Annotated in this window: 17 protein-coding genes and 2 pseudogenes; 14 read left to right on the top strand and 5 right to left on the bottom strand. The window is 59.4% G+C overall.

Going from position 1 to position 18608, the window contains the following annotated elements; translation table 11 throughout:
- Positions 1 to 9 precede the first annotated feature (9 nt).
- On the bottom strand, positions 10 to 645 hold the full coding sequence (locus ACQY1K_RS21255) for an alpha/beta hydrolase family protein (RefSeq protein ID WP_430259274.1): 636 nt from the start codon (positions 643 to 645) through the stop codon (positions 10 to 12).
- A 118-nt stretch (positions 646 to 763) separates the two neighbouring features.
- On the opposite strand from ACQY1K_RS21255, the gene ACQY1K_RS21250 reads away from it, so the two are divergent.
- The 4 genes from ACQY1K_RS21250 to ACQY1K_RS21235 all read left to right on the top strand — a co-directional run bounded on the left by ACQY1K_RS21250 (position 764) and on the right by ACQY1K_RS21235 (position 3905).
- The gene (locus ACQY1K_RS21250; RefSeq protein ID WP_430259272.1) at positions 764 to 1657 is read left to right on the top strand and encodes a TIGR02587 family membrane protein; all 894 of its coding nucleotides are present in this window, start codon (positions 764 to 766) and stop codon (positions 1655 to 1657) included.
- A 10-nt stretch (positions 1658 to 1667) separates the two neighbouring features.
- Positions 1668 to 2081 carry a TIGR02588 family protein gene (locus ACQY1K_RS21245; RefSeq protein ID WP_062454440.1) on the top strand — a complete coding sequence of 138 codons (414 nt, stop codon included), beginning with the start codon at positions 1668 to 1670 and terminating at the stop codon, positions 2079 to 2081.
- 192 nt (positions 2082 to 2273) lie between these two features.
- Positions 2274 to 2801 carry a DUF992 domain-containing protein gene (locus tag ACQY1K_RS21240; RefSeq protein WP_062454438.1) on the top strand — a complete coding sequence of 176 codons (528 nt, stop codon included), beginning with the start codon at positions 2274 to 2276 and terminating at the stop codon, positions 2799 to 2801.
- A 198-nt stretch (positions 2802 to 2999) separates the two neighbouring features.
- Positions 3000 to 3905 (top strand): S1C family serine protease, encoded by a 906-nt coding sequence (locus ACQY1K_RS21235; RefSeq protein WP_062454437.1) that lies wholly within the window; start codon positions 3000 to 3002, stop codon positions 3903 to 3905.
- Positions 3906 to 3917: 12 nt separating this feature from the next.
- Here the strand turns inward: ACQY1K_RS21235 and ACQY1K_RS21230 are convergent, their stop codons facing one another.
- Positions 3918 to 5174, bottom strand: coding sequence for a glycerate kinase type-2 family protein (locus ACQY1K_RS21230; protein WP_430259270.1), 1257 nt, complete (start codon positions 5172 to 5174; stop codon positions 3918 to 3920).
- A gap of 54 nt (positions 5175 to 5228) precedes the next feature.
- Positions 5229 to 6173: a pca operon transcription factor PcaQ gene (gene pcaQ, locus ACQY1K_RS21225; RefSeq protein WP_430259268.1), complete on the bottom strand. Its 945-nt coding sequence runs from the start codon at positions 6171 to 6173 to the stop codon at positions 5229 to 5231.
- An 86-nt stretch (positions 6174 to 6259) separates the two neighbouring features.
- Between pcaQ and pcaD the strand changes: the two genes are divergently transcribed.
- The 6 genes from pcaD to ACQY1K_RS21195 all read left to right on the top strand — a co-directional run bounded on the left by pcaD (position 6260) and on the right by ACQY1K_RS21195 (position 11236).
- On the top strand, positions 6260 to 7054 hold the full coding sequence (gene pcaD, locus ACQY1K_RS21220; protein WP_430249554.1) for a 3-oxoadipate enol-lactonase: 795 nt from the start codon (positions 6260 to 6262) through the stop codon (positions 7052 to 7054).
- 5 nt (positions 7055 to 7059) lie between these two features.
- Positions 7060 to 7479, top strand: a complete 420-nt coding sequence (pcaC, locus tag ACQY1K_RS21215; protein WP_430259266.1) for a 4-carboxymuconolactone decarboxylase — start codon at positions 7060 to 7062, stop codon at positions 7477 to 7479.
- Entirely contained in the window at positions 7476 to 8216 is a 741-nt protein-coding gene (pcaH, locus tag ACQY1K_RS21210) for a protocatechuate 3,4-dioxygenase subunit beta (RefSeq protein ID WP_062454428.1), read from the top strand. Before pcaC ends, pcaH begins: the two co-directional genes overlap by 4 nt.
- A gap of 2 nt (positions 8217 to 8218) precedes the next feature.
- Positions 8219 to 8836 carry a protocatechuate 3,4-dioxygenase subunit alpha gene (gene pcaG, locus ACQY1K_RS21205; protein ID WP_430259264.1) on the top strand — a complete coding sequence of 206 codons (618 nt, stop codon included), beginning with the start codon at positions 8219 to 8221 and terminating at the stop codon, positions 8834 to 8836.
- 41 nt (positions 8837 to 8877) lie between these two features.
- Positions 8878 to 9948: a 3-carboxy-cis,cis-muconate cycloisomerase gene (locus tag ACQY1K_RS21200; RefSeq protein WP_430259262.1), complete on the top strand. Its 1071-nt coding sequence runs from the start codon at positions 8878 to 8880 to the stop codon at positions 9946 to 9948.
- A gap of 112 nt (positions 9949 to 10060) precedes the next feature.
- Positions 10061 to 11236 carry an ABC transporter substrate-binding protein gene (locus ACQY1K_RS21195; protein WP_430259260.1) on the top strand — a complete coding sequence of 392 codons (1176 nt, stop codon included), beginning with the start codon at positions 10061 to 10063 and terminating at the stop codon, positions 11234 to 11236.
- A gap of 213 nt (positions 11237 to 11449) precedes the next feature.
- On the opposite strand, the gene ACQY1K_RS21190 is transcribed toward ACQY1K_RS21195, so the two are convergent.
- Entirely contained in the window at positions 11450 to 12850 is a 1401-nt protein-coding gene (locus ACQY1K_RS21190; RefSeq protein ID WP_430259258.1) for a helix-turn-helix domain-containing protein, read from the bottom strand.
- Positions 12851 to 12967: 117 nt separating this feature from the next.
- Between ACQY1K_RS21190 and ACQY1K_RS21185 the strand changes: the two genes are divergently transcribed.
- From ACQY1K_RS21185 to ACQY1K_RS21170, 4 genes and pseudogenes are all read left to right on the top strand, one after another.
- The gene (locus tag ACQY1K_RS21185; protein WP_430259256.1) at positions 12968 to 14560 is read left to right on the top strand and encodes an isocitrate lyase; all 1593 of its coding nucleotides are present in this window, start codon (positions 12968 to 12970) and stop codon (positions 14558 to 14560) included.
- A 67-nt stretch (positions 14561 to 14627) separates the two neighbouring features.
- Positions 14628 to 14804, top strand: a complete 177-nt coding sequence (locus ACQY1K_RS21180; RefSeq protein ID WP_174197375.1) for a hypothetical protein — start codon at positions 14628 to 14630, stop codon at positions 14802 to 14804.
- A 368-nt stretch (positions 14805 to 15172) separates the two neighbouring features.
- Positions 15173 to 15691, top strand: a pseudogene (locus tag ACQY1K_RS21175) (IS66 family transposase); the annotation flags it as partial.
- A 444-nt stretch (positions 15692 to 16135) separates the two neighbouring features.
- Positions 16136 to 17291: pseudogene (locus tag ACQY1K_RS21170) on the top strand (IS3 family transposase).
- Positions 17292 to 17424: 133 nt separating this feature from the next.
- Here the strand turns inward: ACQY1K_RS21170 and ACQY1K_RS21165 are convergent.
- The gene (locus ACQY1K_RS21165; protein WP_430259254.1) at positions 17425 to 18525 is read right to left on the bottom strand and encodes an NADH:flavin oxidoreductase/NADH oxidase; all 1101 of its coding nucleotides are present in this window, start codon (positions 18523 to 18525) and stop codon (positions 17425 to 17427) included.
- Between the last annotated feature and the right edge of the window lie 83 nt (positions 18526 to 18608).

The following is an 18608-nucleotide window of genomic DNA, read 5'->3' as shown; positions in this document are numbered from 1 at the left end:
CAGTAAGCATCAAAGCCGCGCGGACCAGCTTTTGACGTGGGCCGCAACCGTCTTCAGGTGATCGTCGGCGGAATAGCCTGAAACGGTTTTTCGCGGCTTCAGATCGTGATCGCCATCGGGAAGCCACAGGAGTTCGATCGCGTCCGAAAGATCGTAGCCTTTGACCTCCTCTTCGCTGCCGAGCGTGTCGCGGGTTCCCTGGCAGATCAGCGTCGGCGTCTTAAGGTCGCTCAGGTGCGCGGTGCGGAGCTTATCCGGCTTGGCCGGCGGGTGGAACGGATAACCCAGGCAGAGGAGCCCGGCGATCCTGCCATCGGCAAACTCCTGGTCGGCAATCATGCTGGCGACGCGTCCGCCCATGGATTTTCCGCCTATAACCAGCTTCGATTTCCCATCGAGATCGCCGATGGCCTCGCGGTATTCGTCCTGCAATCGTTCGGCTTTCGGTGGCGGCCTTTTGCTGCCGCTTTCACGCCGCGCCGCCATGTATGCGAACTCGAACCGCGCCACGCGAAACCCTTCGGCAGCGAGAGCCTCAGTGACGGCTGTCATAGCGCCTGAATCCATCAGGGCGCCTGCGCCATGCGCAAGAAGGATGGTCACCGGCGCGTCTTGTCGTCCATCGATCAGAAATTGTGTCGCCATCGTCAAGAAGCCCTTCCGCAAACTGAGGATAAGTCCCTTTATCGGCAGAGGGATAGCTAGCCAATTGGGGCCATGTTCCTATCTATGCCATTCAGGCGTGTAAGCGAAAGCGACCGGTTTGGGCGGAACTGCCAGTATCGAAAACAGCAAGACGCAAGCCGATGGCGAATTGCGGCGCTTTCTCGTGGGCCTTGGCCGGGGTGCCGCGGGCGCGATGCTGTTCGGCATTCCCATGCTGATGACGATGGAGCTGTGGGAACTGGGTTTCTATATCGAGCAATCCCGGCTCCTGATCCTGCTCGTCTTCAACATCCCGCTCCTGATCGTGCTTGCGCATCTCATCGGGTTTGAGCGGACCTCTACCTTCTGGCAGGCCGTGCGCGACGCGTTGACGGCCTTCGCGCTCGGGATCGTCATAAGTGGTGCGGCACTTGTGATGCTCGGCGTGCTGAAGGCCGATATGCCCATGGCAACCATCATCGGCAAGATCGCCATCCAGGCGGTGCCGGCAAGCATCGGCGCCATGCTCGGGCGCTCCCAGCTGGGTGGAGAGGATAACGCTGACGACGAGGACGACGAGACGTCCCAGTCATCAGATGCCGTTCCCGACAGTCTTTCGACGAACTACGTGCGCGAGCTGTTTCTGATGGCGATCGGTGCGCTGTTTCTCAACCTCAATGTCGCGCCGACGGAAGAAGTCGTCCTGATTTCCTACAAGATGATGAACTGGCACGGGGTGGTAACGATCCTGGTGTCGATCGCCATCATGCACTGTTTCGTCTACGCGGTGTCTTTTCGCGGCGGGCACAGAATGCCGGAAGACAGCTCACGCTGGCCTATCTTCTTCCGCTACACGCTTCCCGGTTATATGGTCGCGATGCTGGTCAGCCTCTATGTGCTGTGGATCTTCGGCCGGCTGGACGGCATGGCAGCAACGCCGGTGCTGATCTCGGTCATCGTCCTCTCATTCCCGGGGGCGATCGGCGCTGCCGCGGCCCGACTGATCCTTTAGCGAGGCCCTGATGAAAGACACGAGCGATATCGGCAAGGTCACCGAAAAGGGTGAGGCACACTGGATCGAATGGGTCACTGCGATCGTTTCGACGCTGATTGTTGCGGGCGTCCTAGGCTGGGTTGGCTGGCGCGCCGTAAGTGAGGAGAAAGTCCCGCCCGCGTTCCGTATCGAGATCACCGAGCGCATGCCCGTCGAGGGCGGCTACCGCATCCGGTTCGATGTTTCCAACAGCGCTAACCGAACGGCGGCAGCGGTCGTCGTGCGCGGCGAGGTCATGGATGGTGATGCGGCCGTCGAACAGGCGGATGTCACCTTCGATTACGTTCCCGCGCAATCGAAAGCCTCGGGAGCCATCCTTTTCGCCCGTGAGCCGCGTCAGGATCAGATCCGGTTGCGGACGATCAGCTTCACCGATCCCTGAACGGACGCCGCCAGCCGATCATGGCTTTTCGACGGGCGCCGCCAATGCAATCCACTCACGTTCTGGAATCCGGCGTGACATTTCGTGTAGCGATGACGGGATCGATTCGGAGTCATGTGCGTTTATGTTCGCTGCCTGCGACCGACCAAGAGGTGAGGTCGCGGTAAAAGAAGAATTAAATGGAGTACAGGGATGAATAAGACTTTCGCCGCGGCTGTTGCCGCCCTGCCGATCGTTCTCACCGCAACGACCGCCTTTTCTGCTGACGTGATTTCGCGCAGGGATGCACCATACCAGGAAGCTGACCAGCGCGGCGGCGTCCGTATCGGCTATCTCGATTGCCAGGTCGGCGGTGGCGTCGGTTACGTCATCGGTTCCGCCAAGGAAGCCGAATGCACCTTCTCGTCCACGATGGGCAGCGAGCCGATCGATCAGTACACCGGCGTCATTCGCAAGATGGGTGTCGATCTCGGCTTCACCACGCGCAGCCGCTTGATCTGGGCAGTCTTCGCACCGACCGCTGGCTATCACCACGGTTCGCTCGGCGGCCTCTACCAGGGCGCAACGGCTGAAGCGACTGTCGGTGCCGGCATCGGCGCCAACATTCTCGTCGGCGGCACATCCGGTTCGATCCATCTCCAGACCGTCAGCATCACCGGTCAGCTCGGCCTGAACGTTGCTGCGACAGGTACTTCGGTTACGCTGACCCCAGCCAACTGATCTATCGGCCAGACGTCAAGTCATTTGGAAGGCCGCCGGGTAACTCCGGCGGCCTTTCCATGTCTGGTAGCAACCTCTTGAACCGGTCCGCGCAAAATCATATTTTGACCCTGTCGCTTGGAAACAGCGTGCAGTTTGCGATCAATCAATTCGGCTAGGCGGCCGCGCCCCTACCGCGACAAGATAAGGATCGGCATCATGGATATAGAGAAAATCTTGGCGTCCGTCGTCGCGGTACGCGCCTCCATTCCCGATAACGCGTTCACGGCCGATGCTCTCGGCGTCCGGCGCGAAGGCAGCGGTGTGGTCATCCGGGAAAACGGTCTTATCCTGACGATCGGCTATCTGATTACCGAGGCCGATGACGTGTGGATCACGAGCCGTGATGGCCGCAAGGTCCCGGGCCATGCACTCGCCTACGATCAGGAAAGCGGCTTCGGTCTCGTGCAGGCCTTGGCGCCCTTGGAACTGCCTGCGCTCGAGATCGGGGATTCCGACAATGCTGCTGTCGGAGATCCGATCGTTTTTGCGGACGGGGAGGGCCAGTATGTGCGCGGCAATATCGTCGCCAAGCAGGAGTTCGCAGGATACTGGGAGTACCTGCTCGACGAGGCGATCTTTATCACGCCGGCGCATCCCTCCTGGGGAGGCGCCGCGATGGTCGATGCCGAAGGTCGGTTGATCGGCGTCGGCTCGCTACGGCTGCAGATGAGCAAGGGCGGAGAGATCGCCGATATCAATATGGTGGTCCCGATCAACCTACTGGCTCCAATCTTGGATGACCTGCTCAACAGCGGCGAATTCAAGCGCCAGCCGCGCCCTTGGCTCGGCGCGTTCTCGGCAGAAACGAATGGCGACGTCGTTGTCATGAGCGTCACCGAAAATGGCCCGGCCGCAAAGGCAGGGCTCAAGCGTGGCGACGTCATCTCGGAAATCCGCGACGGCGAGGTCGACGGGTTGGCTGACTTCTACCGCAAGGTTTGGGAAAGCGGTCCGCCCGGTGCGGAAATTCCCATGCGTGTTCTCCGTGACGGCCGTGAAGCCTGGCTTCGCGTGAAATCGGCGGACCGCAACGACTTCCTTCTGAAACCGCAACTGCAGTGAACGACAGCCGGATTACCGGATCAGGATCGCCCTGAAATCGTTGACATTCGTGCCCGTCGGGCCGGTGACGAACAGGTCACCGGTCGCTTCGAAGCCGGTATAGCTGTCGTTGCGTGACAGAAGCGCGCGTCCATCCTGTCCGGCCGCGATCAGTCGCCTTGTCGTGCTGCCGTCGCAAAAGGCGCCGGCGTTGTTTTCGGAGCCGTCGATCCCATCCGTATCGGCTGCGAGCGCAGTGATCTCGAGGCCGTCGATCGCGAGCGCAAGGGCCAGTGCGAATTCGCCGTTGCGTCCGCCACGTCCGCCGTCGGAGCGCAGCGTCACAGTCGTCTCGCCACCTGAGAGAAGCACGGCAGGCTTGGCGAACGGCCGGTCGTGCTTTGCAATTTCCCGCGCAATCGCTGCATGAACGAGCGCCACATCGCGCGCTTCACCTTCGATGGAATCCGACAGGATATGCGGCGTCAGGCCGTGTGCCAGCGCTATCTCGGCGGCGGCCTGCAGCGAAACGCCGGCCGAGGCGATGACGTGATGCTCGTTCCGGGCGAAAACCGGGTCTGAAGGATCCGGAGCATCGGCCGCGGGCGACGTCAGATGCGCCATCATGGCCCGCGTGAGATTGAGTCCGTAGTTTTCGACGATGGCCAAGGCATCGTGCCGCGTGCTTTCATCGGGGATTGTCGGGCCGGACGCGACAAAGGCCGGATTGTCGCCGGGGATGTCGGAGACGATCAGGCTGACGACCCTGGCCTGGGTTGCTGCCGCAAGACGGCCACCCTTGATCGTCGACAGATGCTTGCGGACAACGTTCATCGCTGAAATCGGCGCGCCCGATGCCAGCAGGGTCTCGTTGAGCGCGATCTCGTCATCGAGCGTCAGTCCCTCCGGTGGCGCCGGCAGAAGGGCAGACCCGCCGCCGCAGACCAGTGCAATCAACAGATCCCGTTCCGTCAGATTAGAGACCGTTTCCATGATCTTCACCGCAGCGGCGAGACCGGCCGCATCGGGCACAGGGTGAGACGCCTCCAGAACCTCGATCAACCGTGTTTCGCACCCGTAGCCGTAACGGGTGACGACGACGCCTGAGAGCTCGCCGAGCCATATCGTTTCCAGCGCTGCTGCCATCTGGGCTGCACCCTTGCCGGCGCCAACGACGACGGTACGGCCGTTCTGTGGCGGCTCAGGCAGGTGCCGGCTGATGCCGGTTAGAGGATCGGCTGCCTTTACCGCTGCGCGGAACATCGCCTCCAACAATTCCCGATCCTGCATTCCACGCTCCCTCATGCCTTTATTCGTCCGTTCGATCACGGTGATCTGCGGTCGTCAATCGCGTTTGCCCGCCGCCCCTGCAATGTCGCGCGCCGCCTGGCGGATCGTCTGCATCAGAATATCGAGCGGCGCAGGGACGCCGGCCTCGGCCTTGAGGGTCAGCCCCACCGGACCCTTCGTCTCCGCCGTGTCGATGGGCAGCGTTGCCAGCAGGCCGTGGGCGATATCGGCCGCGACAACGCCGTGGGAGATGATCCAGATAGCGTCGCTGGTCTGGACGAAGGCGCGACCGAACGTATCGGAAACCGTCTCGATCTGGACCGGGAGATCGGTAATGCCGTGGGTGATCAGAAACTGCTCGACGACGGGCCGAATGATCGATCCGCGCGTCGGCATCAGGATCGGGAAATGACCGAGCGTCTCAAAGAGCGACTGTTTCGCCTCGAACAGTCGATGCCCGGTGCGGACCGCAAACACGACCTGTTCCGAATAGAGATGCTCGAAGCTCAGCCCCGCCATTTTCTCGGGCGCCGCAAGCCGTCCCACCACCAGATCGAGATCGCCGAGGCGTAGCTGTTCCATCAGGACGGCATTCTCGCCCGTCACGATCTTGACCTGGCCGCCTGCATTCTCGGCAAGGAAAAGCGTCATTGCCAGCGGCATGATGTTGCTGGCGACCGTCGGGAGCGCGCCGATCCGCAGCGGCATTGTGTCACCAAAGCGGGTGGTGGAGACGGCATCCATGCCCCTCTTCAAGGAGGCGAGCGTGGTTCCGGCGTGGCGCAGAAACACTTCCCCTGATCGCGTCAAGCGCAGACCGCGGCCTTCGCGCTCGAACACCGTCACGCCAAGCGCCTCCTCCATCTCGCGAATGGTCTTCGTCACCGCCGGCTGGCTGACATTCAGCACCTTGGAGGCCTGCACGACACTCTTCTGCCGGGCGACCTCGACAAAGGTCTGCAGGTGGCGGAACTTGATCTTGAGATTGTCCAAATTCATAACCCATGGGTTAAGCAATCGGCAGAAATTATCATTTTACTTAACCGCATGCCAGTGCGAACACTATGCCCGGGAGGATTTGGTTCATGCAGTTTGTCGATCTTGGCGGCGTCACAGTTCACTATGACATCGACTGGGCGGGAGATGGCCGGCCGGTCGTGGTGCTCGTCAACTCGCTCGGCACGGATAGCCGCATCTGGCATCACGTCATCCCTAAGCTGGCGGGTGACTATACGGTTCTCACCTATGACAAGCGTGGTCACGGATTGTCGGATCTCGGAAATCCCCCTTATTCCATAGAGGATCTCTCCGGCGAACTTGCAGCCCTGCTCGATCATCTCGGCCTGTCCGATGTCATCGTCTGCGGCCTTTCCGTGGGTGGATTGATTGCCCAGAGCCTCTACGTGTCGCGGCCGGATCTCGTTCGCGCGCTGATCCTTTCCAACACGGCGCACAAGATCGGGACACCGCAGATGTGGGCTGACCGTATCGGCGCCGTCGAGCAAAACGGGATCGGCAGCATTCTCGAACCTGTCATGCAGCGATGGTTCACCGCAGCATTCCGCGAGCCCGGAAATGCCGCCTACAAGGCCTATTGCAACATGCTGGTGCGCCAACCCGCCCTCGGCTACAGCGGCACATGTGCTGCGATCAGCAAGGCGGATTACACGGAGCAGGCAGCCCGGATCGCGGTGCCGACGCTTTGCATCGCAGGCGATCAAGATGGATCGACCCCGCCCGAACTGGTGCGGTCGCTTGCGGATCTCATTCCCGGTGCACGCTATGAAGTCATCGAAGGCACGGCGCATATACCCTGCATCGAAGCGCCTGGCGCCTACGCGGCATTGGTCCGCGGCTTTCTCGAAGAACTGGAGTCCTGAACGACATGGCAGAAGCTTCCATCCCGTCGGAACGCTACAAGCAGGGACTGGCGACGCGCCGCTCGGTTCTCGGCGAGGCGCATGTGGACCGTGCTCTTGCCAACGAGACGCCGTTCGACCAGCCGTTCCAGCAGTTGATCACCGAAGGCGCCTGGGGCTCGGTCTGGTCGCGGGACCAATGGTCGAAGCGGGAACGGTCGATGGTGACGATCGCGCTTCTGGCCGCACTCGGCCATGATGAAGAGTTGGCGATGCATATCCGCGCCACGGCCAATACGGGAGCGACGCGCGACGATATCTGCGAGGCGCTGATGCATGTGGCGATCTACGCCGGCGTGCCCGCCGCCAACCACGCTTTCAAGATCGCCAAGGCCACCTATGCCGAAATCGATGCGGCTAAGCCTGCTGCGGAGGAGCAGAAATGAGCAACGCACCACCAGAAACGACACCCTTCTTTGCCCGAGACCGGGAGAGGCACCCTCCGGCATACACGCCCGGCTACAAGACCTCGGTCTTGCGCTCGCCGCAGCGGGCGCTGATCTCGCTCGAAGGCACGCGCAGCGAAATCACCGGGCCGGTGTTCGGTCACAACATTCTCGGCGAATTCGATAACGACCTGATCGTCAACTACGCCAAGCCCGGTGAATCCGCGATCGGCGAGCGCATCATGGTCTATGGCCGTGTGCTCGATGAACGGGGCAGGGGCGTTGCGGGGGCTCTTGTCGAATTCTGGCAGGCCAATGCCGGCGGACGCTATCGCCACAAGAAGGAAAGCTATCTTGCACCGCTCGATCCCAATTTCGGCGGTTTCGGCCGGGCGATCGCGGATGCAGAGGGCTATTACTGTTTCCGGACGATAAAGCCCGGTCCCTATCCCTGGCCGAACGGCGTCAACGACTGGCGTCCGGCGCATATCCATTTCTCGGTATTCGGGCACGGTTTTGCCCAGCGCCTGATCACCCAGATGTATTTCGAGGGCGATCCGATGATCTGGCTCTGCCCGATCGTCAAGACGATCCCGGACCGGCACGCGATCGAAAGCCTGATCGCACCGCTCGACATGAATGCCTCGATCCCGCACGATCTGCGGGCCTACAAGTTTGATATCATCCTGCGCGGGCGCCGCTCGACCCTTTTCGAAAATCGTCTGGAAGGCAATTGATCATGGCGCAGCCGCTGAACTACCTCAAGGAAACGCCATCACAGACCGCCGGGCCTTACGTGCATATCGGTTGCACGCCGAATTTCGCAGGCCTTGAAGGCATCTACGACCAAGATCTTGGGTCCGGGCCGATGGCCAGCGACAAGACCAAGGGCGAACGGATCACCATCAGGGGTTTTGTCTATGACGGTGCCGGCGCACCGCTGAAGGATGCGCTGATCGAGATCTGGCAGGCCGACGCGGACGGGATCTACAACAGCCCGTCGGAAACGCGCGGTGCAGCCGATCCCAATTTCCCGGGGTGGGGCCGTTGTCCCGGCGATATGGCAACCGGCGAGTTCGCGTTCGAAACGATCAAGCCCGGGCGGGTGCCGTTCCGGGACGGCCGGCTGATGGCGCCTCATGTCACGTTCTGGATCGTGGCGCGTGGCATCAATCTTGGCCTGCAGACGCGGATGTATTTCTCCGACGAGGAAACCGCCAATACGGAGGATCCGGTCCTTGCCCGCATCGAGCATCGCGTGCGGGTGCCGACCCTGATCGGGCAGCGGGACGGTGATACGGTTCGCTTCGACATCCATCTCCAGGGTGACAAGGAAACGATATTCTTCGATATCTGACGGCTACTTTCGAGAAAGACCAGCAAGGTGACAATTCTGGCATGACCGTTTCCGCATTCGAACATCCCTTCCTGTCCGGTCTGCTCGGCGATGAGGAGGTCTCAAGGCTTCTGTCTCCAGAGGCCGAGATCACGGCGATGCTGGCGTTCGAAGCGGCTCTCGCCACCGCGCAGGCAAAAAGCGGTCTGATACCGGATGCATCCGCGAAGGCGATCGCTGCGGCATGCGCGTCGTTTTCGCCCGATATGGCCAAGTTGAAGCAGGCGACAGGCCGCGACGGTGTCGTCGTGCCGGAGTTGGTCCGACAGCTGCGCAGCGCGATCGGTGGGGAGGCGGCCCCGCATGTTCATTTCGGCGCGACAAGCCAGGACGTGATCGACACCGCCCTGATGCTGCGCCTGAAATCGGTCGCCACCCTTCTGTCGGGGCGACTGCAGGATTTGGCCGAGCGGTTCGGTGAAGTTGACCGGGCGCACGGTTCCCGCGCGATGATGGGGCATACGCGCATGCAGGCGGCTTTGCCGATCAAGGTATCGGACCGCGTGGATGCCTGGCGCCATCCGCTTATCCGCCAGAAACATCTACTTGCCGCCTTTGCCGAGGATGGCTTTGCGCTGCAGTTTGGCGGTGCCGTCGGCACGCTGGAAAAACTGGGTGATCACGCGGCTCAAGTGCGCGCCATGATGGCCGCCGAGCTCGGCCTTGCCGATGCGCCGCAATGGCAGAGCCAGAGAGGAAGGCTTGCCGAGTTCGCCGGCATCCTTGCGACAATTTCTGGAAGCCTCGGCAAATTCGGACAGGATATCGCTCTTCTCGAGCAAATGGGGGGCGAGATAACACTGTCTGGCGGTGGTGCCTCATCGGCCATGGCGCACAAGCAGAACCCGGTGGCGGCCGAAGCGCTTGTCGCTCTTTCGCGCTACACTGCGGTCCAGCTTTCCGGCATGCAACTCGCCATGGTCCACGAGCAGGAACGCTCGGGCGCTGCCTGGACGCTGGAATGGCTGGTCCTGCCGCATATCGTAATGGCGGCGGGTGCGGGCCTGCGGCTGGCCGGCGAGCTCGCTTTCAACATCACCGCGCTCGGCCGCGATGCCCCGCGCGATATTTGACGAATAGCAATCGGCTGACACGCCGATTTCGGTTTTACATTGCAGCACCGCATGCAATCTTCTCGCAACGTTACATCGGGAGGCGATGCGACACATGGCACGGGAGAGCCTAATGAAGACGCTGATTTCAACTGTTTTCGCACTGACGCTGATGTCGGGAGCCAGCTATGCCGAGACCATCAAGGTCGGCGTCGTCGGTCCCTTCTCGGGCCCATTCGCGCTGCAGGGAAAAAACTTCAAAGCCGGTATCGATGCCTTCTTTGCCCTGAACGGCAAGAAGGTTGGCGATAACGAGATCGAGGTGGTCTATCGCGACGTGCCGACCGCCGATCCCGCCAAGTCCAAAGCGATGTCGCAGGAGCTGATCGTTCGCGAGAAGGTCCAGTATCTCGCCGGATATTATTTCACGCCAGACGCGATGGCGGCGGCCCCCATGCTGCAGCAGGGCAATGTGCCGATGGTTGTCATGAACGCCGCCACGTCCGCAATCGTGAACGCGAGCCCTTATGTGGTGCGCACCTCGTTTACCACCTGGCAAACTGCCACGCCGCTCGCCAAGGTCGCCAAGGACGGCGGCGTTACCAAGACGATCACGCTGGTCAGCGATTACGGCCCAGGCGCCGATGCCGAGACGGCTTTCAAAACAGCGTTCGAGAAAGAGGGCGGGCAGGTTGTCGAATCCATCCGGATGCCGCTTTCGACAACGGATTTCGCACCCCTGATGCAGCGGATCAAGGATTCCGGCGCACAGGGACTGTTCACCTTCCTGCCATCGGGCCCGCCGACGCTTGCCTTTGTCAAAGCGTATAACGACACCGGCCTCAAGGCCGCGGGGATCAAGTTCTTTGCGACGGGCGATCTGACGCAGGAATCCGATCTGCCGGCTCTGGGCGAAGCCGGCCTTGGCCTCACCACCAGTTTTCACTACGCGGTGTCGCATGACTCGGCCGAAAACAAGGCTTTTGTCGAAGCAGCGCAGAAGGCGATAGGCAACCCCGCCGAACTTTCCTTCCCGGCCGTCGGCGCATTCGATGGCATGCATGTCATCGCAAAAATGATCGAGGCAACCGGCGGCAAGCAGGATGCGGCCAAGGCCGTCGAGGCCGTCAAAGGCCTGTCATGGACCAGTCCGCGTGGACCCGTCACGATCGATCCGGCCAGCCGGCACATCACCCAGAACATCTATCTGCGCAGCGTTGAGAAAGGCGCAGACGGCAAATACTTCAACAAGGAAATTCAGACCTTCGAGAAACAGGGCGATCCGGGTCTGGCCTTCGCCAAGAAGTAGGCGTTCCGGCTGAGAGCTGCTCCGGCCTGTCAATGGGTTTGTAGGACCAACCCAATTGTCAAAAAGGCCCTGCTGAGCCCGTGTTCAGCAGGGTTGGAAAGCCTTCGAGTTAGGATGCCCGGCTCGCCGACACGTTCACAGCATCCGTTAGTTTGCAAAGCGCCATTACCCTTCTTACTCATGTCGAGCGGATCGTAGGCGTCCTCAGTCGGGCTACGCGTCGGAGAACCCAAACGGAGCCTCCGTCCTCCGATAGTTGTCCGGAAGTACCTGCCGTCCAATCGGCGGTTCGGCACGCGAAGTGCATTCTGTGCGCTGACAGAGCTGGCACGCAATGCCGATAGGCGTCGGCTTATGTGTCTGAGGATGCTCGGACGCGTAGACAAGCCGGTCTGCATATCGAGCCTCACAGACGATCGCGATCGCTCGGTCGACGCTCGGAAAGCCGTGGCTGCCACCGCCCGAGTGCACGGTTCGAGCTATCGAGAAGAACCTTTGGCCATCAGGCAGCTCCATCCATTGTGTCACGACCCGCCTTGGAGAGGTAAATACCTGATGGACCGTCCACAACGGACAGCCGCCGCCGTGTCGTGCAAAGGGAAAGGCGCCGCTGTTCAGTCTCTTGGAGACGTTTCCGGCAACGTCGACCTTAATGAAGAAGAAGGGAACTCTCTCGTGTCCGGGCTTCTGGAGCGTCGTGAGCCGGTGCGCAGTCTGCTCGAAGCTCGTCCCGAAGAAACGGGCTAATGAGTCTATATCGTATCGGCGAGCCTCCACAGCTTTGGCAAAGGCAGCATACGGCATGAGGATTGCCCCCGCGCAATAGGCAGCGATGGCTCGATGAGCAAGCCGCTCCGAATTCTGCGATTCGAAATTCCCTTCGGCAACGGTGCTTGCAATCTCGTTCTCAAACTCAAGGTAGGCGAGCTGCTGCGCCATCTGGAAATTCTGGCTTGAATGATCCAGAGCTTCGTTGAGCAGCAGTTCTTTGCGATGCCAGTCAAGTCGCCGGAGGGATCCTGACATCACCTCTGTGGGAAGCCTTCGGACTTTAAACCCGTGCTCGTTCTGGAGGAAGGCTGGCAAACCGCCGCCTTGGCTTACCCGGCCCGCCAGCTTTTCCGACAGCGTGTCCAAAATCGGGAAGAAGTTCTTTCGGGCGGCTAGAAAGCTTCTGACGGCGGCGATGGAATCCCCTTCAAACGGGCGTCCGTCGTTTGTCGTGTGTTGGCGCCGGTCGGCTAAAGCGAACTGCTCCTCTTTGTATGCCGTGTAAAGTCGCAGCAGCGCTTCAGCAAACCCGGGAAAGCTGTGTGCGATATCCGCGATATCGACCGCATTCAAATCGATGTCAGTGAAGATCGCGTCTCGTGCTGCAAGCCGTAACTGCGCGACAAGATCCTGGCCTGAGTCAGCGGTAAATTCGCTAAAATCGATCTTATACGCCTTGGCGAGGCGCAGCAGTATTTCAGCTGTCACCGGGCGCTGATTGCGTTCCATCAGCGCGACATAGGATGGCGAGATGTCGAGGTCGCTCGCCATCTCTACCTGCTTCAGGCCCAAGTCCCGGCGAAGTCTTCGCAAGCGCGGCCCAAGGTAAACACGATTATCCATACAAGCATTACAGCATTACGAAGAACTTCTGTAAAGTTTGACAGCTTGACTTCAGTGTGGCTCGCCATGGCCTTACCGACTGTTATCGTCCCATGGACAGAAACATTGGAGGGTCTCATGTCGTATCAAAAACTACTCGAAGAAGCCGAGCACCTGATAGGTGGGAATGAATGCTGGACTGGAATGACACCCGAGGCCGTTGCGAGGATGAGGCTTCAGAACCGGTTCAAGACCGGCCTCGACATCGCCAAATACACCGCCAAGGTCATGCGGCGAGACATGGACGCGTATGATAACGACCCGTCCAAGTACACGCAGTCGCTCGGGTGCTGGCATGGGTTCATCGGTCAGCAGAAGATCATATCGATCAAAAAGCATTTTAAAAGCACGGAGCGGCGCTACCTTTACCTCTCCGGCTGGATGGTCGCCGCATTGCGCTCGGAATTCGGGCCTCTGCCAGACCAGTCGATGCACGAGAAGACGACCGTACCGGCATTGATCAACGAGCTTTACACGTTCCTGCGGCAAGCCGATGCTCGTGAACTTGGTGACCTATTCCGGCAAATCGACAAAGCCCGGGAGGCAGGCGATGCTGTCAAGGAACGGCAGCTTACCTCCGCGATCGATGATTTCCAAACGCACGTCGTCCCGGTCATAGCCGATATTGATGCCGGGTTCGGCAATGCCGAAGCGACCTACCTGCTCGCCAAGAAAATGATCGAGGCAGGGGCCTGCGCTCTTCAGATCGAAAACCAGGTCTCCGACGAGAAGCAGTGTGGCCATCAGGATGGTAAAGTTACCGTCCCTCATGAAGACTTTGTCGCGAAGATCCGTGCGTTGCGCTACGCCTTTCTCGAGATGGGAGTGGACGACGGCGTCATCGTGGCTCGCACGGATTCACTGGGTGCGGGGTTGACCAAACAGATCGCCTTTTCGGTCTCCGAAGGCGATATCGGCGACCAGTACAATTCGTTTCTGGATTGCGAAGAGGTCGGCGCGGGCCAGCGATCGAACGGTGACGTCCTGCTGACCCGTGGCGACAAGGTTCTTCGTCCGAAGCGCCTCCGCTCGAACCTCTACCAGTTCCGACCCGGCACGGGTGCCGATCGTTGCGTGCTCGATTGCATCAATGCGCTTCAGAACGGCGCGGACCTTCTCTGGATCGAGACCGAGAAACCGCACATCGAGCAGATCGCCGGGATGGTCGACCGCATCCGCGATGTCGTTCCGAACGCGAAGCTCGTCTATAACAACTCGCCTTCCTTCAACTGGACGCTGAACTTTCGGCAGCAGGTCTTTGACGCGTGGGTCGAGCAGGGTAGGGACGTTTCGGAGTATGACCGTGCGAAGCTCATGAGCGTCGACTACGACGGTACGGAACTCGGCAAAGAAGCTGATGAGCGCATCCGGACATTTCAGCGTGACGCGGCAAAGCGAGCAGGCATCTTCCATCATCTGATCACGCTGCCGACCTACCACACTGCGGCGCTTTCGACCGACAATCTTGCGAAGGATTACTTCGGCGATCAGGGAATGCTTGGCTACGTCGCCGGCGTTCAGCGGCAGGAAATTCGCCAGGGGATCGCAGCGGTGAAGCACCAGAATATGGCCGGTTCGGATCTGGGCGACGATCACAAGGAATATTTTGGTGGCGATGCGGCGCTGAAGGCGGCTGGAGAGCACAATACGATGAACCAGTTTGCAGCTTGAGCTGCAGGATCATACGCCTCGAAGGAGCGATGCTCCCTCGAGGTACACCTTCAACGGAGGAGCTGAAATGTCGACAAATACTGAGACCAAGACGTCACAACCCGAACGATCGAGAGCCGTCTTCTCAAACCAGGACTTCGAACTCATCCGGGTCGCGATCAGTCACTATTTGCAGGAAATCAAGGAGCAGCCGGAGGCGGTAAAATACTCGAACCTGTACCACCGGCTCGGTCGCGTTGTTTGAACCCTCAAAGCAGTACCGGTGATAGAGACCATCGGTGCTGCGCTCAATGCTGGTGCTTGGGGGCCGATTGCTGTGGAGCTGTAGGAATGCAACCAAAATGTCCTAACTCTTTTCCGATACCTATGTCTCTAAGGAGTTTCAGCGATAGGAAATCATACCTTTTTGTCCCAAAAGTCACTGCAAAATGACCCAAACTTAAAAGCATACTTGAATCAAAGGAGTGAGGGATCTCAAACCAAGCAAGTGACGTCTCGGAAAATATGGAACTGAGACGCGCTGTGTCGCAGGAAAGCCTGTAGTCACCTCTGGTCTACAGGCGCCGAGCGTCCTTAGAGAATCTGTTGTCGCGGCTTGGGAGCATCGTTGGGCATACTCGGCGCAAGCTGGTGGATATCACCCACAACGGTTCAGCACCGATGGCCGAGGACGGCGTCGAACAGATCAGAGACTGTGTCGCATCGAGGCCGAACTGCGCGCCCTTCATCCGCAGGCTCGTCTTGATGGACTGCAGGAGCGATCAGCGCTCCTGGTCGCCGACATGCATACCTGGCTTGTGAAGCACCGCGCACGGGTATCAACCAAGCCCCCTCGGCGAGGCTATGGCCCACATCGCCAAATACTGGGATTGACTGAAGCTAGCCCTGACGAACGGCGGCATCGAGATCTACAACAATAGCGTCGAACGAACCATCCGGCCGATTGCTCTCAATAGAAAGAATGCGCTTTTTGCCGGACATGATGCCGGGGCGGAGAACTGGGCGACCATCGCCTCGCTCATCGAGACCTGCGAGCCCAATGCCGTCGATCCGCTGGCTTATCTGACCGCCACGCTCACTGCCATCGTCAACGGCCACAAGCAGAGCCGTATTGATAAGTTGCTGCCATGAGGCTAGAGGGATCAGTCATGCGCTTCGAAGACTTCAGTCGGCACTTAGCCGGCGTTGGGTCACAATGTGCGGCTCCTATGGTGCGATGACAGCGGGCGGAGCCGGGGCGATGACGACATACTGAAAGGCGTAGATTATCGCTTTTTCGGTAATGGCGTGCGTCGCCCAGTCGACGACTAGAGTCTTCCGCTCAAATCGCTCCATCCGATGAGCGGCGTATCCAAGCCGCTATCATGCTGGATTGGGCGGCAGAACCCATCGTCGGTGAAGCCTACTGCCGGGTCGACAAAAGATGCGAGATCATTTCTGGTTAAGGATCAGGCGTCAAAGCGGATGTTACCTGGCGTCGCCGGGGACAGTCGAGTCTGCAGATTTGACTATTCAGTGAATAGCCCCGAGATTTGTAGACGCCTTCTTTCCTAATTTTGAGGCATGAAGATCACCATGAGCAAATCGAATTTCAGTGAAGAGTTTAAGCGCGACGCAGTGTGTCAGATCACGGAACGGGTCTATCCGGTTGCGGAGGTTTCGCAGCGGCAGGGTGTGAGCCCGCACTCGCTTTATGAGTGGAAGAAGAAGTTCTCCTTAGTGTGTGCCAACCAGGGTAACGACCAGTCCGAAGAGATCAGGCAGCTTAAAAAAGAACTGGCGCGGGTCACGGAAGAGCGCGACATATTAAAAAAAGTGACCGCGTATTTCGCCAGGGATGTACCCCTCTCGACGATGTAAACATCGTCTGCCGGGCAATGAGTGAAGTACGCGTTCGTTGCCCAGCATCAACAGCGGTTCTGGGTGCGAATGATGTGTCGCCTGTTCCGCATCCATCCCAGCGGGTTTTATGCCTGGCTTCGGGTTCCCTTGAGCTGAGGACAAGCGGCAGATCAATCTGCTCCAGACGGCTTGGGAAGAGAGCGGCAAGGTCTACGGGTATCGCAAGCTTCATGACGACCTGCTCGATCACGGCGAGACATGCTGCCCCAACCGGGTTGCGCGTCTGACGCGGATTGCCGGGATAAAGGCTCAGATCGGCTACAAGCGCCGTCCCGGAGTTTATGGCGGCAGGCCTTCCATTGTCATCGACAACACTCTGGACCGTCAATTCGACGTTGCTGGTCCGGACAAGGCGTGGGTCACGGACATCACCTACATCCGGACCAACGAAGGCTTCACCTATCTCGCGGTGGTGATCGATCTCTATTCCCGCCCTGTTATCGGCTGGTCGATGCAGAGCCGTCAGACAACGGATGTCGTGCTGCAGGCGTTGCTGATGGCTGTCTGGAGGCGAAAGCCAAAGGAAAAGGTTCTGGTGCATTCGGATCAGGGATCACAATTCACCAGTATGGACTGGGCAGCGTTCCTGAAGCACCACAATCTGGTTCATTCGATGAGCCGACGGGGCAACTGCCATGACAATGCCGTCGCTGAGAGCTTCTTCAATCTGTTGAAGCGGGAGCGGATACGCCGAAAGGTCTATCGCTCAAGAGACGAAGCCAAGCAGGACGTGTTCGACTATATCGAGATGTTCTACAACCCGAAGCGCAAACATGTCAGAAACGGGATGCTGTCGCCCGTCGAGTTCGAAAAGCAGCAGAAAACGTAACCGGAGGGTGTCTACGAAACTCGGGGCTATTCATTCGAATGTGCTATACGAATGGATAGTAGCAACGGACGATGTTTGTGCCGCATGCTCCGCGACTTCATTGATACGGGGCATGCGTTTATCGCCTTGGTGATCAGCTCGTGCGGTAGCGTGCTAACCAGTGGGCGTAGGGTGCCGGCAGAGTTGCCCAAGCAGGATCTTCCACGCCGAGCGTTTTTGCTGCGGCATAAGGCCAATGCGGATTGGCAAGCAGCGGCCGGGCAAGCATCACGAGATCCGTCTTGCCGCTCTGGACGAGTGCATCGGCCTGCTCGGGATCGCTGATGAACCAACTCGTCGCCGTCGGAAGACCGGTTTCGCTATGGACGCGCGCGGCTGTCTCGGCCAGGAAATTTGGACCCCATGGGATCTGCGCCGTCGGTGTGGAGAACCCGACGCTGACATCGATGGCATCGAGACCCGCATCCTTGAAGCGGCTGACCAGAGCAATCGATTCCTTGAGCGTTTCTTCGTCGCGTCCGTCAAACTCGATGACGCCGAAACGGGCTGTCAGCGGTCGGTCCTCGGGCCAGACTTTTCGGACCGCTGCGAGTGTCTCCAGTAGGAAGCGGCCGCGGTTTTCTGCGCTTCCGCCATATTCGTCTTCTCTCTGGTTGGAATGGATGGAGAAGAAGCTCTGCGCGAGATAGCCGTGCGCAAAGTGAAGCATCAGCCATTCAAATCCAGCGTCGCGTGCGCGTTCGGCGGCGTCAACAAAATCCTGCTGTACGCGCAGTATGTCTGCCTTCGTCATCTCGGTCGGAACCTTACCGAGGTCCCCACCAAAGGCGATTGCCGACGGCGCTATCGTCTCCCAACCACGTGCGTCTCCATCGACAATATGGTCATCACCTTCCCAAGGACGATTTGCACTGGCCTTACGGCCCGCATGGGCAATCTGGATACCCGGCGTAGCCCCGGCAGCTTTGATGGCCTGAACTATCGGGCGAAGTGCATCTGCCTGCGCGTCGTTCCAGATTCCAAGGTCGCCAGGGGTGATGCGTCCTTCTTTCGAAACAGCGGTCGCCTCGAGGACAACCAGTCCTGCGCCACCGCGCGCCAGGCCGGCATAGTGAGGAAGGTGCCAATCGGAAACCACGCCATCCGTCGCCATATATTGACACATGGGCGAGGCCGCGATGCGATTGCGCAGAGTGATGCCCTTAAGGCTGAAAGGATCAAAAAGCTTTGGCATTGATGTTCTCCAGTGGAATTTCGGGCTGGTCTATCGCTTCGTTAGTTCGAATACAATAGAACAATAGCAATATGGTTGGTTTG

It is taken from the genome of Neorhizobium sp. IRS_2294, from assembly GCF_050500145.1.
GTDB classification, from domain to species: Bacteria; Pseudomonadota; Alphaproteobacteria; order Rhizobiales; family Rhizobiaceae; genus Neorhizobium; species Neorhizobium soli.
The sequence above is the reverse complement of the archived record's forward strand: the minus strand, read 5'-3'. Positions and strand labels throughout refer to the sequence as shown.

What these genes read in the sequence shown, in the direction of transcription:
- ACQY1K_RS21255 (WP_430259274.1), bottom strand. Translation starts at nt 645, where the DNA reads ATGGCGACACAATTTCTGATCGATGGACGACAAGACGCGCCGGTGACC.
- ACQY1K_RS21245 (WP_062454440.1), top strand. Translation starts at nt 1,668, where the DNA reads ATGAAAGACACGAGCGATATCGGCAAGGTCACCGAAAAGGGTGAGGCA.
- ACQY1K_RS21240 (WP_062454438.1), top strand. Translation starts at nt 2,274, where the DNA reads ATGAATAAGACTTTCGCCGCGGCTGTTGCCGCCCTGCCGATCGTTCTC.
- ACQY1K_RS21235 (WP_062454437.1), top strand. Translation starts at nt 3,000, where the DNA reads ATGGATATAGAGAAAATCTTGGCGTCCGTCGTCGCGGTACGCGCCTCC.
- ACQY1K_RS21230 (WP_430259270.1), bottom strand. Translation starts at nt 5,174, where the DNA reads ATGCAGGATCGGGAATTGTTGGAGGCGATGTTCCGCGCAGCGGTAAAG.
- pcaQ (WP_430259268.1), bottom strand. Translation starts at nt 6,173, where the DNA reads ATGAATTTGGACAATCTCAAGATCAAGTTCCGCCACCTGCAGACCTTT.
- pcaD (WP_430249554.1), top strand. Translation starts at nt 6,260, where the DNA reads ATGCAGTTTGTCGATCTTGGCGGCGTCACAGTTCACTATGACATCGAC.
- pcaC (WP_430259266.1), top strand. Translation starts at nt 7,060, where the DNA reads ATGGCAGAAGCTTCCATCCCGTCGGAACGCTACAAGCAGGGACTGGCG.
- pcaH (WP_062454428.1), top strand. Translation starts at nt 7,476, where the DNA reads ATGAGCAACGCACCACCAGAAACGACACCCTTCTTTGCCCGAGACCGG.
- pcaG (WP_430259264.1), top strand. Translation starts at nt 8,219, where the DNA reads ATGGCGCAGCCGCTGAACTACCTCAAGGAAACGCCATCACAGACCGCC.
- ACQY1K_RS21200 (WP_430259262.1), top strand. Translation starts at nt 8,878, where the DNA reads ATGACCGTTTCCGCATTCGAACATCCCTTCCTGTCCGGTCTGCTCGGC.
- ACQY1K_RS21195 (WP_430259260.1), top strand. Translation starts at nt 10,061, where the DNA reads ATGAAGACGCTGATTTCAACTGTTTTCGCACTGACGCTGATGTCGGGA.
- ACQY1K_RS21190 (WP_430259258.1), bottom strand. Translation starts at nt 12,850, where the DNA reads ATGGATAATCGTGTTTACCTTGGGCCGCGCTTGCGAAGACTTCGCCGG.
- ACQY1K_RS21185 (WP_430259256.1), top strand. Translation starts at nt 12,968, where the DNA reads ATGTCGTATCAAAAACTACTCGAAGAAGCCGAGCACCTGATAGGTGGG.
- ACQY1K_RS21180 (WP_174197375.1), top strand. Translation starts at nt 14,628, where the DNA reads ATGTCGACAAATACTGAGACCAAGACGTCACAACCCGAACGATCGAGA.
- ACQY1K_RS21165 (WP_430259254.1), bottom strand. Translation starts at nt 18,525, where the DNA reads ATGCCAAAGCTTTTTGATCCTTTCAGCCTTAAGGGCATCACTCTGCGC.